11 protein-coding genes are annotated in these 14,206 nt (G+C 38.2%); 5 read left to right on the top strand and 6 right to left on the bottom strand.

Going from position 1 to position 14,206, the window contains the following annotated elements:
* Window positions 1-25 precede the first annotated feature (25 nt).
* Both ftsH and rlmE read right to left on the bottom strand, forming a co-directional pair.
* A complete protein-coding gene (ftsH, locus tag ACLKML_RS14680) occupies window positions 26-2,056 on the bottom strand; it encodes an ATP-dependent zinc metalloprotease FtsH (protein ID WP_413283824.1) in 2,031 nt (676 codons plus the stop codon).
* Between the two features lie 87 nt (window positions 2,057-2,143).
* Entirely contained in the window at window positions 2,144-2,773 is a 630-nt protein-coding gene (gene rlmE, locus ACLKML_RS14675; protein ID WP_413283823.1) for a 23S rRNA (uridine(2552)-2'-O)-methyltransferase RlmE, read from the bottom strand.
* Window positions 2,774-2,957: 184 nt separating this feature from the next.
* Here rlmE and yhbY point away from each other — a divergent pair, with 184 nt between their 5' ends.
* The gene (yhbY, locus tag ACLKML_RS14670) at window positions 2,958-3,254 is read left to right on the top strand and encodes a ribosome assembly RNA-binding protein YhbY (RefSeq protein ID WP_317718549.1); all 297 of its coding nucleotides are present in this window, start codon (window positions 2,958-2,960) and stop codon (window positions 3,252-3,254) included.
* Window positions 3,255-3,325: 71 nt separating this feature from the next.
* Here the strand turns inward: yhbY and greA are convergent, their stop codons facing one another.
* Complete coding sequence (greA, locus tag ACLKML_RS14665; protein WP_413283822.1) at window positions 3,326-3,799, bottom strand: transcription elongation factor GreA; 474 nt, start codon at window positions 3,797-3,799, stop codon at window positions 3,326-3,328.
* A 478-nt stretch (window positions 3,800-4,277) separates the two neighbouring features.
* On the opposite strand from greA, the gene ACLKML_RS14660 reads away from it, so the two are divergent.
* Together ACLKML_RS14660 and dacB are read left to right on the top strand one after the other, a co-directional pair.
* Window positions 4,278-5,276, top strand: coding sequence for a porin (locus ACLKML_RS14660; RefSeq protein ID WP_413283821.1), 999 nt, complete (start codon window positions 4,278-4,280; stop codon window positions 5,274-5,276).
* Window positions 5,277-5,400: 124 nt separating this feature from the next.
* A complete protein-coding gene (gene dacB, locus ACLKML_RS14655) occupies window positions 5,401-6,804 on the top strand; it encodes a serine-type D-Ala-D-Ala carboxypeptidase (RefSeq protein ID WP_413283820.1) in 1,404 nt (467 codons plus the stop codon).
* A gap of 223 nt (window positions 6,805-7,027) precedes the next feature.
* On the opposite strand, the gene tyrS is transcribed toward dacB, so the two are convergent.
* Window positions 7,028-8,215, bottom strand: a complete 1,188-nt coding sequence (tyrS, locus tag ACLKML_RS14650) for a tyrosine--tRNA ligase (protein ID WP_413283819.1) — start codon at window positions 8,213-8,215, stop codon at window positions 7,028-7,030.
* Between the two features lie 125 nt (window positions 8,216-8,340).
* Here tyrS and ACLKML_RS14645 point away from each other — a divergent pair, with 125 nt between their 5' ends.
* Window positions 8,341-9,633: a peptidoglycan DD-metalloendopeptidase family protein gene (locus ACLKML_RS14645; RefSeq protein ID WP_413283818.1), complete on the top strand. Its 1,293-nt coding sequence runs from the start codon at window positions 8,341-8,343 to the stop codon at window positions 9,631-9,633.
* A 157-nt stretch (window positions 9,634-9,790) separates the two neighbouring features.
* On the opposite strand, the gene tyrA is transcribed toward ACLKML_RS14645, so the two are convergent.
* Window positions 9,791-10,918, bottom strand: a complete 1,128-nt coding sequence (tyrA, locus tag ACLKML_RS14640) for a bifunctional chorismate mutase/prephenate dehydrogenase (RefSeq protein WP_413283817.1) — start codon at window positions 10,916-10,918, stop codon at window positions 9,791-9,793.
* 286 nt (window positions 10,919-11,204) lie between these two features.
* Window positions 11,205-12,275 carry a 3-deoxy-7-phosphoheptulonate synthase gene (locus tag ACLKML_RS14635; RefSeq protein WP_413283816.1) on the bottom strand — a complete coding sequence of 357 codons (1,071 nt, stop codon included), beginning with the start codon at window positions 12,273-12,275 and terminating at the stop codon, window positions 11,205-11,207.
* Between the two features lie 242 nt (window positions 12,276-12,517).
* Here ACLKML_RS14635 and ACLKML_RS14630 point away from each other — a divergent pair, with 242 nt between their 5' ends.
* Window positions 12,518-14,182 (top strand): LytS/YhcK type 5TM receptor domain-containing protein, encoded by a 1,665-nt coding sequence (locus tag ACLKML_RS14630; RefSeq protein WP_413283815.1) that lies wholly within the window; start codon window positions 12,518-12,520, stop codon window positions 14,180-14,182.
* Window positions 14,183-14,206 lie beyond the last annotated feature (24 nt).

The following is a 14,206-nucleotide window of genomic DNA, read 5'->3' as shown; positions in this document are numbered from 1 at the left end:
AGGTCTTGGTTTTAGTGTTTAGCAGTTACTCAGATTTGTTATCTTTATTAACATCACTTTGTTTTTCTGCTTTTTGTTCAACATTATCGGCAGTGTCTTGAGTCTCAATATCTGCTGCCACTGTTTCTACAGAAGCATCTTCCGCCGCAGATTTAGGTTGAGCATTTTCTGCTTTGTCGGCACCCATAGCAGCTTTTGCATCTGCACGAGCTTGACTCACTTTTTCGGCTGAATCACTTGTCCAACCTTGTGGCTCGCGAATTTCGTCTTTTCTTGCCATCAAGTCTTCTAACTGACCAGCATCAATGGTTTCATATTTCATCAATGCATCTTTCATTGCATGCATGATATCCATATTGTCTTCCAATATTTGCTTAGCGTGTGCGTAGTTTTTATCAATAATACTACGAATTTCGTCATCTATTAGCTTAGCTGTGTCATCCGACATATGTTTGGTCTGTGTCACGCTACGGCCTAAGAACACTTCACCTTCTTCTTCTGCATAAAGTAATGGGCCCAGTTTTTCAGAGAAACCCCACTGAGTAACCATTTTACGTGCGATATCAGTCGCGCGTTCGATATCATTAGAAGCACCCGTAGACACTTTATCTTGGCCGTAAATCATTTCTTCAGCTAGGCGTCCACCGTATAAGGTTGCAATAGAAGATTCTAACTGCAAACGAGACATACTAATACGGTCTTGCTCTGGTAAGAACATGGTAACACCCAAAGCACGGCCACGAGGTATAATTGATACCTTATAAACCGGATCATGATCTTTAACTAACAAACCAACAATCGCGTGTCCAGCTTCATGATACGCAGTTGACTCTTTTGATTCTTCAGACATAACCATAGAGTGTCGAGCCGCACCCATCATGATTTTATCTTTAGCCAATTCAAACTCAACCATGGATACATTACGCTTGTTTCCACGAGCGGCAAACAAGGCAGCTTCATTCACTAAGTTCGCTAAATCTGCACCTGAGAAACCAGGCGTACCCCTTGCAATAAGCGATGGTTCAACATCACCCGATAGCGGTACTTTTCGCATATGTACTTTTAGGATTTGTTCACGACCACGCACATCTGGCAAACCAACCATAACCTGACGATCGAAACGACCAGGACGCAACAATGCTGGGTCAAGAACATCTGGGCGGTTAGTGGCGGCAATAACAATAATACCTTCATTACCCTCAAAACCATCCATTTCAACTAGCATTTGGTTAAGCGTTTGTTCACGTTCATCGTGACCACCACCAACACCAGCACCACGTTGACGACCAACTGCATCAATTTCATCAATAAAGATAATGCAAGGTGCGGCCTTCTTCGCTTGTTCAAACATATCACGTACACGCGAGGCACCAACACCGACAAACATTTCTACGAAATCTGAACCAGAGATAGTGAAGAACGGAACTTTAGCTTCGCCTGCAATTGCTTTCGCAAGTAGCGTTTTACCTGTACCTGGAGGACCAACTAACAATACACCTGTTGGTATTTTACCGCCTAGTTTTTGGAATCGACTTGGGTCGCGAAGGTAATCAACCAATTCTTTAACATCTTCTTTAGCTTCATCGCAACCTGCGACATCACCAAAGGTTGTTTTGATTTGCTCTTCGCTCATCATTCTGGCTTTACTCTTACCAAATGACATAGCGCCTTTGCCGCCACCGCCTTGCATTTGACGCATGAAGAAAATCCACACACCAATCAGCAGGATCATTGGGAACCAAGAAATGAAAATTGAACCAAGTAGGCTTTGTTCTTCTGGTGGAGAACCTTGCACTTTTACATTTTGGTTAATTAAATCATCAAGCAATTTATCATCGCTAAGAGGCATATACGTCACGTTACGTGAATTATCACGACGATAGAATACGATTTCTCGGCCATCAAACTGTGCTTCACGAATTTGGCCTTGGCCAACTTCTTGTACAAAGGTGGTATAATCTACTGTTCTTCCGTTACTTTCGCTGGGTCCAAAACTCTGGAATACAGACATCAAAACAACAGCTATAACCAACCATAAAATTAAATTTTTTGCCATGTCACTCAAGGTGCAAGCCTCTCGATAACTAATTGTAATTAAAAGTAGAGTACTACAGATCGTTGCCTGTATCTACAGCGTAATAGTTTAGCCTTTATATCCGGTGGCCACTATGTAAACTTCTCGAGAACGCGCTCTCGATGAGTCCGGTTTTCTAATTTTGACGACTTTAAACAAATCACGTACGTCTTTCACATATTGATCAAAGCCTTCACCTTGGAACACTTTAACAACAAAGCTACCATTAGCAGCTAGAACCTGTCGACACATATCAAGCGCAAGTTCGACTAAATACATCGCTCTTGGTTGATCCACTGACAAATTTCCTGCCATATTCGGTGCCATATCGGACATTACCACGTCAACCATATCGGGTTGAATTCTTTGCAAAAGTGCTTCTAAAACTGAATCTTCTCTAAAATCACCTTGTAAAAAACTCACTCCAGCAATGGAGTCCATCGGTAAAATATCACAAGCAATAACTTGTCCAGTATCACCGACGATCTGAGTCGCATATTGTGACCAGCCTCCGGGTGCTGCCCCCAAGTCCACTACGGACATTCCTTGTTTCAACAATTTATCTTTTTCTTGAATTTCTTCAAGTTTGAAGATAGCTCTAGAACGATAACCTCTTTTTTTCGCTTCATTGACATATTTATCGTCAAAATGCTCTTTAAGCCAACGTCCTGAACTTGCTGAAAGTTTCTGTTTACTCATTCTATTCCTAGTACATTTAGACACATTACCAAATAAGTATGGTAGAAAAATTAGTCTTCGTGATTAGATGGCGTTAAAATACCGTTTTTCAACCCCGAATTCGTTTATACTTTCAAAAATTATCATGCATTTTTGATATTTGAAATTAAAGCACATTTTAACTACTAACATAATTGGCCGCGTAATGAATCTAAGCACCAAACAAAAACAGCACCTTAAAGGCCTAGCACACAACTTAAAACCGGTTGTGCTAATGGGCGCCAATGGATTAACTGAGGCTGTTCTAGCGGAAATAGAACTGGCACTAGACCACCACGAGTTGATCAAAATTAAAGTTGCCTCTGAAGATAGAGAAACTAAACAACTTATCATTGATGCGATTATTCGTGAGAGTAAAGCTGAAAAAGTACAGACTATAGGAAAAACCCTCGTACTTTATCGCCAATCTGAAGCACGTAAAATCGAAATACCAAGAAAATAATATACTTTATAATTAAAAGGGTCGCTATAATTGCGACCCTTTTTCTGTACTCAACTCAACAAACTGTCAGATTAAAGATACTGAACCTTGTCAATTTCATAATCTTTATCGCCACCTGGTGTAGAAATGACCACTTCATCACCTTCTAACTTACCAATTAAGCCACGTGCGATCGGAGAACTAACCGAAATACGCCCTGCTTTGATCTCAGCTTCATCTTCACCAACAATTTGATAGGTCGACTCTTGTTCGGTATCCAAATCAATCAAAGTAACGGTAGAACCAAAAATGATTTTACCTGTGTTATCCATTTTGGTGACATCGATAACTTGCGCAACTGATAGTTTATATTCAATATCTCTAATCTGAGCTTCACAAATACCTTGCTCTTCTCTTGCTGCATGATATTCAGCATTTTCTTTTAGATCACCTAACTCCCGAGCTTCAGCGATTGCAGCAGATATAATCGGACGACGCTTTAATAATGTATCTAATTCTTCACGCAGTTTTTGTTCACCGCGGAGAGTCATTGGGACTTTTTCCATTTTTAACCTCTAAACCAAAGTCAGCTTTGGACAAAACGAACCCACTCAACAAGAGCTGAGTGAGTTTAAATATAATTGAATTTGGTCTAGTGTAAACAAAGATTGGCTATTAATCATCTATATTAACGATTTGTATCACAAAATTAGCATATGGATACTAACGGATTAAATGTCATACCTATTCTCTTAAATTTTAATATCAAAAAATCTAAAAACGACTAAAAAATATCGTATAAATCTCGAACACTAAAAATAATATAAACTAATTATAATCAGTATCTTATAATAAATAGAGCGACAGCAGGATTATTTTTATATCATTTTACTAACCAAAGGCGAAACTTTAACGGTACAACCTCTAACAAGAAAAACACCAATACTGATTTTAGGCTTTTCAATAGCAGCTTAAATTCCTTTTTATATGTTAAACAACATTACGTTTACCTTTAAAATTATTAGCAAACTTAGGATTTTATAAATGAACAAAACAATTTTAGCACTAGCTGTGTCGACGGCCACAATCGCAACCAGCTCATTCGCTGCAGCGGATGGAAAACAAGCAGGTTCTATTAACGGAACAGAAATATACAGTTCTAACGGCAACAGTTTGGAAATTGGTGGCCGTGCAGAAGCTCGTCTTTCTATGCAAGATGGCAAAGCGGAAGATAAATCTCGTGTTCGTCTTAATTTTTTAGGCACAACACAAATAACGGACGAACTGTATGGCGTTGGCTTTTATGAAGGCGAGTTCACCACAGCAGACAATGGCGATGGCAGTGACTTAGACAACCGTTACGCTTATGCTGGTTTTAGTGGTGCGTTTGGTGAAGTAACTTACGGTAAAAACAGCGGTGCCTTGGGTGTGATCACTGACTTTACCGATATTATGGCATATCACGGTAATAGTGCTGCGCATAAAATTGCCGTAGCTGACCGTACCGACAACATGGTCACCTATAAAGGTGACATGGACAATTTAGGATTTAAAGCTAGCTACCGTTTCGCTGATAGAGAGACTAACGGTACCGATTTTGAAGATAACAACCAAAATGGCTATTCATTATCCGCAACTTATGAGGTATCGGATACCGGTTTAACTCTTGGTACTGGTTACGCGGAACAAGATAATGAAGATGAATATATGTTCGCTGCATCATACAAAATTGCCGATTTATATCTTGCCGGTATTTACACTGATGGCACAATAAATACCGATACAGAATCAGGTATTGATTACACTGGATACGAATTAGCTGCAGCTTATAAAATTGATCAATTAGTTTTAACCACAACCTACAATAACGCTGAAGAAAATAAAGTGACCGCGACAGACAGCGTTGCGCTAGATGCGACATACTACTTCAAACCAAACTTCCGCAGTTATATTTCATACAATTTCAATATGCTTGATAAAAGTGATGTTGGAGCAGTTAAGGCTGAAGATGAACTAGCTTTAGGTTTACGCTACGACTTCTAAACCTTATGTGTTTTATATAGTTTAACACGACAACTATTAGATTTTCTTAAATGCCTGCTTTTTATAGCAGGCATTTTTTTTCTTCTATATACTTAATTTTTTATCCTACTATTGGTCGATAAACATGCGCATAATTGTGGCATTCATTTTAATGTTTTTCTCAAGCTATTCATTCGCTTATGCACCAGTCGAAATATTACCTTCGGGCAGTCAAGTCAGTTTATCGGTCACCACTTCATCAACAACGCTTTTATCCATTAATACCGATAAACTTTTCCCCCCCGCTAGTACCTTAAAAATCATTACCGCTTTAGCGGCAAGGTTAGAATTAGGTGACAATTTTCGCTTCGAAACACAAGCTCAGAAAAAAGGAAAGGATATTATTTTTCGTTTCTCTGGCGATCCAACGTTAACGTACAGCGATTTAGATAAGCTACTTACCACATTACATAATAAAGGCTTACATAAAATCGAAGGCAATATATGGCTGAATAAAGGGGCTTTTTCAGGATATGAACGAGCAGTTGGCTGGCCTTGGGATATTTTAGGCGTTTGCTATAGTGCACCATCCAGTGCCATAACGTTGGATGGTAATTGCGTACAGGCTTCAATTTATACTAATGATGATGGAACGACACGCGTCCATGTTCCAAAGCATCAACCTATAGTCGTTAAAACTAACGCGATTACCGTATCAAAAGAGCAACAAAAAGCACAGCAATGTGAGTTGGAATTGACCACATCTTCTGGAAATCAATATCTACTGTCAGGCTGCCTTGTAAAACGCAATAAGCCATTACCTCTTAAATTTGCGGTGCAACAAACGGATTTATATGTCGAAGATAAATTACGCACCCTACTTATAAAAAATAACATTGCCTTCAATGGTCAGTTTTTACTAAGTAACGACATCGAAGGTCACGTTATTGCGTCTCATTTTTCTGCACAATTATCACAAATAATAGAAAAAATGCTGAAGCATTCAACCAACCTGATTGCGGATAATATCACTAAGACTATTGGTGCTCGTTTCTACTCACAACCCGGTAGTTTTACCAATGGAACGGAAGCGATAAAACAGATTATTTTTTCAAATACAGGTGTAGATCTAAATGATGCACAGCTAGCTGATGGTTCGGGACTATCGAGAAATAACAGAATTAGTGCTAACGACTTAACTCAAATACTGACCTATATATGGCATAACGACCAAAAATTAGACTTTGTAAATATGCTTGCGACATCAGGTGAAACAGGCACACTTAGATATAGAAAAAGTATGAACACACCTCAAATAAAGGGTCAACTACAAGCTAAAAGTGGCTCAATTTATGGCAGCTACAACATGGCAGGATTCGTACTCGACCCAAATAAGCAACCAAAAGCGGTATTTGTACAATTTGTAACAGATTATTTTCCGGCTAAAGACCAGACAAGAACTAACGCATTACCAGCAATATTTCAGTTTGAAGATTCTTTTTATCGCGATTTAATCAAATTATCAGAACACAGCGAATATCTACAATAATATCGTTAAGTAACATCATTATTTAACCTGAGTTATGGGTAAGAAAGTTAATATCTGTTTGCTTTAAATTAGGCTATTTATATCGTGTATAAATAGCCTAATGAAAAAAAGGCGCAAACTGCGCCTTTTTCTAATTTTAACAAACTATTTTTCACAAGCCAAGCAACTTACGTTCTAACTAATTGAAAAATAGATAAGTTATACACCTCACGATGCTACAACTTTAGCTTAGCGTTATACGAGCAAACTTTCGTTTACCCACTTGATAGACCGCTGTACCCGCTTGAGGGATCATTTTGGTATCCTCAATTTTATTACCATCAATTTTGGCTGCACCTTGACGTATCATACGCATTGCATCTGATGTTGAATTGACCAAACCCGCTTCTTTAAGAAGGTTACCAATTGCGATGCCGTTTTCGAACTCAAACTCTGGCATTTCATCTGGTATAGCACCTTTTTGAAAACGATTAATAAAGTCTTGTTCTGCGGCTTCTGCATCTGAATCGGTATGAAAGCGAGCAATAATTTCTTTGGCTAGTAATATTTTGATATCACGAGGATTTTTTCCTGCTTCAACTTCCGCTTTAAATTGTTCTATTTCAGTCAAAGGACGGAAAGAGAGCAATTCATAATAACTCCACATCAAATCATCAGAAATTGACATTATTTTACCAAACATATCATTAGGTGCATCACTTACACCAATGTAGTTATGCGCTGATTTAGACATTTTTTTCTCACCGTCTAAACCAACAAGCAGGGGCATAGTCAAGACGCATTGAGGCTTTTGACCATTGGCTTTTTGCAACTCACGTCCCATTAACAAATTAAAGCGTTGATCGGTACCACCTAGTTCAACATCGGTTTCCATTGCAACAGAATCATAGCCTTGCAATAACGGATACATAAATTCATGAATCGCGATAGGTTGATTGTTAGAATAACGTTTTTTAAAATCGTCGCGTTCTAACATTCGGGCTACGGTTTGATTGGCAGCTAAACGAATCATGCCCTCTGCTCCCAACTCAGACAACCAAGTCGAGTTAAACTCTATTTTGGTTTTTTCTGGATCGAGAATCTTAAAAACTTGTTGTTTATATGTTTCTGCATTAGCTAATACATCTTCGCGAGTCAATGGCGGACGAGTTGTATTTTTCCCTGTCGGGTCTCCCACCATACCAGTAAAGTCACCAATCAAAAACGTGACATCATGGCCTAATTCTTGAAATTGGCGTAATTTATTTAGGATAACGGTATGGCCCAAATGAATATCGGGTGCAGTTGGATCCGCTCCTAACTTAATACGTAATGGACGATTTTCTTTAAGCTTTGCAATTAGCTCATCTTCTGGTAATAATTCATCAATACCACGTTTTATTTCAGCCAATGCTGTTTCTATACTCGCCATTCTTGTTAACTCCCGCAGGTTTGGCAAAAATTATTTGGAGTACAGTTTACTTGAATAGCTATGTATTTTGAAACCAGTTAAACTCTGTATTGCCAATATTTCACCTAAATTAACTATTAATAACCATGCTTGCTACTTTTTTTCGGCTTCCTAGTCTCCACAGAACATTGATCCTCGTTATTTCTGCATTAATAACTGTGTTGTTATTTCTTCCTGACGCTGAAGATCTCAGCAAAAATCAAACAACTCTAGAAATAGGTAAACATTATCCTCTTGAAATCAAACTTGAAGTACCAACAATAATAAACAACCAATTATCAAGTTCGGTCGTTAAATGGGAAAAATACACCATTAACTCGGGTGAAAGTGCAGCAAAATTATTTAATAGAATTGGTTTATCTCCACAACTTTTGCATAAAGTCATTTCCAGTGATAAAGAAATTAATAATCAACTTTCTCGCCTACGTGTAGGAGATGAACTTTCTTTTGGTTTTGATCAAAAGCACGATTTACTGCAAATAACCCGAGTGCTAAGCCCTTTCGAAACCTTCCGTATCAGTAAAACAGAGCAAGGGTTCGCAGGTAAATTAGAAAGTAAAGACGTTAATATTCAACTTAACTACGCGGAAGCAACCATCTCATCAAATTTTTGGAATGCTGCACTCGCTGCTCATTTAACACCGAATCAAATTATGGAACTTGCCGGAATTTTTGGTTGGGATATTGATTTCGCACTGGATATCCGTTCGGGCGATAATTTTAAAGTTCTGTATGAAGAGAAGCTGGTGGAAGGTGAGAAAATGGGCCGAGGCAAAATCATTGCTGCTATGTTTTCAAATCAAGGAGAAACCTTTACCGCCATTATCGATGACAACACCGGTAATTATTTTGATCAAGCTGGACGAGCGATGAAAAAAGCTTTTTTACGTTCGCCTATTGATTTCAGACGCGTGACATCTAATTTCAATCCTACTAGACGACACCCTGTGACAGGAAAAATCACCGCCCATAGAGGCACCGATTACGCTGCCCCTGTTGGTACACCTATTTGGGCAGCAGGAGACGGTATTGTTGATAAATCAGGATATAACCAATTTAACGGTAACTATGTATTTATCCGTCATAGCAATACTTATATTACTAAATATCTGCATATGAAACGCCGTTACGTTAAAACCGGACAACGAGTAAAACAAGGCGATACCGTAGGGACTTTAGGAGGGACAGGCCGCGTTACTGGACCTCATCTGCATTACGAATTTTTAGTAAACGGTGTCCATAAAAATCCAAGAACGGTAAAATTACCTCAATCAAAATCGTTACAAGGACAAGAAAAAACCAATTTCTTAGCCAATGCGAAGCAGCGATTGGAACAGCTTGATAGATATGGAAAGTTGCTGTTTTCTAGCGATCTCTAGTGTCGCCATTTATTCTTAGCGGTTTCTTTATGATTAATCGTCTTCAAAAACAAAACCCCAGTTCGTTCTATTGAACGAACTGGGGTTTAAATATTATTAATCAATCAATAAGTTAGATAATGCTATATGGTCACTTGACGAGCTTTATATTAAAAAACTAATTTCTTTGAATGGCGTCATTTGCTTGCTTTAACAAATTTTGGCTTTCTGTCATAAACTGCTGGGAATAGTCACCAAACCAATCACTCACTTTAGCAAAATTTTGTACAAAGGCTTCTTTATCATGACCTTCTAAGATATCTATCGCTTCCCCAAAACTGGAGTGAAAACGTTTGATCATCTGAATATTTTCTTGCGAAGACAAAATAATATCAGCATACAAATTAGGATCTTGAGCGAACAGCCGCCCGACCATAGCCAACTCTAAACGATAAATAGGAGAACTAAGTTGCAACAGCTTTTCAATATTTGGATTTTCTCGGCTTAAATGTAAACCATAAGCAAAAGAAGTAAAGTGACGCAATGCTTGAATCAAAGTCATACCATGATCATGCTCTTCTGCATCGATATTACTAAGAGAAGCCCCCCAAATAGTAAATTGATCTAATAGCCATTGATAATCTTCCTCTCCACGACCGTGGCAATATACAATAACTTGTTTGGCCAAACTTGGCACATCAGGGCCAAACATTGGATGTAATCCCACCACTGGACCAGCATGAACACTTAACATCTTTTCTAACGGTTTTGATTTAATTGAAGTTAAATCACACAGAATACAGTCATCGGGTAAATGTGTTAATTTATCAATCACGCCTGACGTTAAATGAATAGGAACAGTAATCACTACTAGCCCTGCATCTTTAAGTAATACATCTGCGTTATGCCAATCTTTACTGCCTAAAATTTTCACTTGATAGCCAGATAAAGTAAACATGCGAGCAAATAGGCCACCTAATTGCCCATGACCACCAACGATAACAACTGAACGTAATGAAGGATTTAAGCATTTAAAACCAGAATCTTTTTCACTCGCATAAGATTCACGCATCGTTCTTCGTAAAATATCTTCAATAAGCTGTGGTGGAATACCGCGTTTTTCTGCTTCTTGTCGACGAGATGCGAGCATTGCCGCTTCGCGGTCAGGCGCGTAAATAGGCAACCCGTGTTCACTTTTAACTTCACCCACTTTCTCTACAAGCGCTAGACGACGTACCAACAAATCAATCATCTGTTTGTCGACTTCATCTATTTGCTCTCGCAACTCATTTAACTCAACAGCCATCAAATCTGCCTTTATCTTCTTTCTATCTATAATATTTACACCTGTATTCTCGTTATGAAAGAACATCGATACACGGTGTTTATAGAAAAGTAATTATAGAAAAAGTGAAGCAACTAAGGATGCTTCACTGTTTATGTTTCGTTACCAAATCGGTATCTAAATTAACATACGTAATATATCAATTTAGATCATGAGTACATCAACTGTCACGATTTAACATTGCCTTTCATTACGCGATAATTTGTCCCAACTTATACAACTGATGAACGATGTCAATAAGATAAATTTATTTAAGCCTATCTTTTAAAAACGGAACCAGCTCTTTATGTGCTTGACGTAACAGTGTCTCAGTATCCTGCCAGTTAATACACGCATCGGTAATTGATACGCCATAAGCCATTTCATCCAAAGGAATATCAGATGACTGGTTACCTTCATTGATATGACTTTCTATCATTAGACCAATAATGGATTTATTTCCCTGACGTATTTGAGAAATAGCATCTTCAGCGACCAGAGGTTGACGGCGGTAATCTTTGCGTGAGTTAGCGTGGCTACAATCCACCATTAGCGACGCATCAAGACCGTGTTTCTGTAACTCACCTTCGCACTCAGCAACCGAGACAGAATCATAATTGGTTTGCTTACCGCCACGAAGAATAACATGACCATTACTATTACCTTGTGTGGTAAGTAAAGCGACTTGTCCATCAGTATTAATACCCATAAATCGATGGCTAGAGGACGCCGCTTGCATGGCATTAATTGCGGTAGACAGGCTACCATCAGTGCCGTTTTTAAATCCTATTGGCATGGATAAGCCACTAGCCATTTCACGGTGAGTTTGCGATTCGGTTGTTCTAGCACCGATTGCAGCCCAACTAAACGTGTCTGAAAGGTATTGAGGGCTAATAGGATCCAAGGCTTCTGTTGCCAACGGAATATTCATTTCAGCAAGATCGACCAACAGTTTACGTCCTACATGCAAACCATGTTCAATATCAAACGTGCCGTCCAGTTGAGGATCATTAATTAACCCTTTCCACCCAACCGTAGTGCGTGGTTTTTCAAAGTAAACACGCATAACAATATAAATTTGATCATTCAATTGAGCAGAAAGTTCTTTCAATCGCTTCGCATATTCCATGGCGGCATCAATATCATGAATAGAACACGGCCCACATACCACTAACAAACGGTGATCTTTTTTATGTATTATATTTGCAATTGTTTGTCGTGATTCTTGGATAAACTGCCGAGCACTATCACTTAAAGGCAGTTTTTTCTTTAATTCGCTTGGAGTGATTAAAACTTGTTCATCACTGATATTAATATTACTTAATGTACTTTTTTTCATCTTGTTTTCCGTAAACTATATTTTACACTTATTTGTGGTCAGTGAGACAAACCAGCCAGATTACATATAAAGTAACAGTATTAACGAAAGTTTCAAGTGTAAATAATTAAAAACATTAAATGTAAAAATAAGTTTACAACTATGAACAATTGAACTATTTTAAAAATTCTAGCCTGGCCGCTACTTTCGTTATTTGATCTGGAATATCATGATATAGCAATCACATTGACTCGGTTTATATTATGGATTTGATTCTCTCTCTATTACAACAGATGTGCGTATATCTTGTTTTAGCTTATATGCTCAGTAAAACCCCTGTTTTTTTACCATTACTTAATATATCAAGCCGCCTAGAAAACAAACTGAACTGCTATTTCATATTCTCGCTATTTTGTATAATGGGTACTTACTTTGGCCTACAAATAAACGATGCTATCGCCAATACTCGCGCTATAGGGGCAGTAATGGGCGGCATTTTTGGTGGACCAATAGTCGGTTTTGCTGTTGGTTTTACTGGGGGAATACATCGTTATACGTTAGGAGGCTTTACCGATATTGCATGCGCTATATCAACCACTGCGGAAGGGCTTATCGGTGGCTTATTGCACAGTTATTTAATTAGTAAGAATAAACGAGAACAATTATTTAATCCTAGAGTCGTCTTCTCAATTACGCTATTCGCTGAAATAACGCAAATGTTAATACTTCTACTATTTGCGAAGCCTTTTGATCAAGCTTATAACTTGGTGTCTGCTATTGCCGCTCCGATGATCATTGCTAATTCTATTGGTGCCGCTCTTTTTATGAGTATTCTTCAAGATAGAAAAACTATTTTTGAAAAATACTCTGCGACTTTCTCTAGAAGAGCCTTGAATATAGCCGAACGTTCTGTTGGTATTTTAAATACTGGCTTCAATTCCAAGAATGCAGCTAAGATCGCCAGAATTGTCTATGAGGAAACCAATGTAGGCGCGGTTGCAATTACCGATACAGATAAGATATTAGCGTTTGTCGGTATTAGCGATGACCACCATCGACCGAATACCCCAATATCATCACAACGCACATTAGATGCGATGGAAAAAAATGATATTATTTACCTTGATGGAAAAGAAAACCCCTATCAATGTTCCATTTCTAACCATTGCAAACTTGGTTCAGCGTTAATTATTCCTTTACGAGCGGGTGATAAAGTAGTCGGAACTATAAAATTATATGAACCGAAAAGAAAATTATTTTCTACGATCAACATGTCGATGGCAGAAGGTATTGCGCAACTTCTTTCTAGCCAAATTCTTTATGGCGATTACCAACAACAACAGATGCTATTGTCTCAATCTGAAATAAAGCTGTTACATGCTCAAGTTAATCCTCATTTTCTTTTTAATGCTCTCAATACCATCAGTGCTGTTATTAGAAAAAATCCGAATAAAGCCCGAGAACTAATCCAGCATTTATCCCATTTTTTCCGAAGTAATCTTAAACAAAACATTGAAACAGTGAGCTTGAAAGAGGAACTAGATCATGTGAATGCTTATTTAACGATAGAAAAAGCGCGTTTTAGTGATCGATTAGAGGTAGACATTGATATAGACACGACTCTGCAAGATAAAGTCGTGCCAAGCTTTACTCTTCAGCCTCTGGTCGAAAATGCGATAAAGCATGGAATATCACATTTATTGCAAGGCGGACGAATTAAAATTTACAGTCGTTATAATACAGGTGGATGTGAAATTATTGTGGAAGATAATGCGGGTAGTTACGCCCAGCCAAATGAAAACCATACTGGATTAGGTATGCAAATTGTGAGCAAGCGCTTGTCGAACTACTTTGGGCCTAGCGGTGAACTAAAAACTCACGTTGAAAAAGACCAGTTGACTCGAATGAGTTTTTTTATTCCCAATTAATAATAAAAAAATAAAGGTTATACA

This window comes from Vibrio sp. MA40-2 (assembly GCF_047302445.1).
Lineage (GTDB): Bacteria > Pseudomonadota > Gammaproteobacteria > Enterobacterales > Vibrionaceae > Vibrio.
Note: the sequence above shows the minus strand (reverse complement) of the source record. Positions and strands in the feature narration are given on the sequence as shown.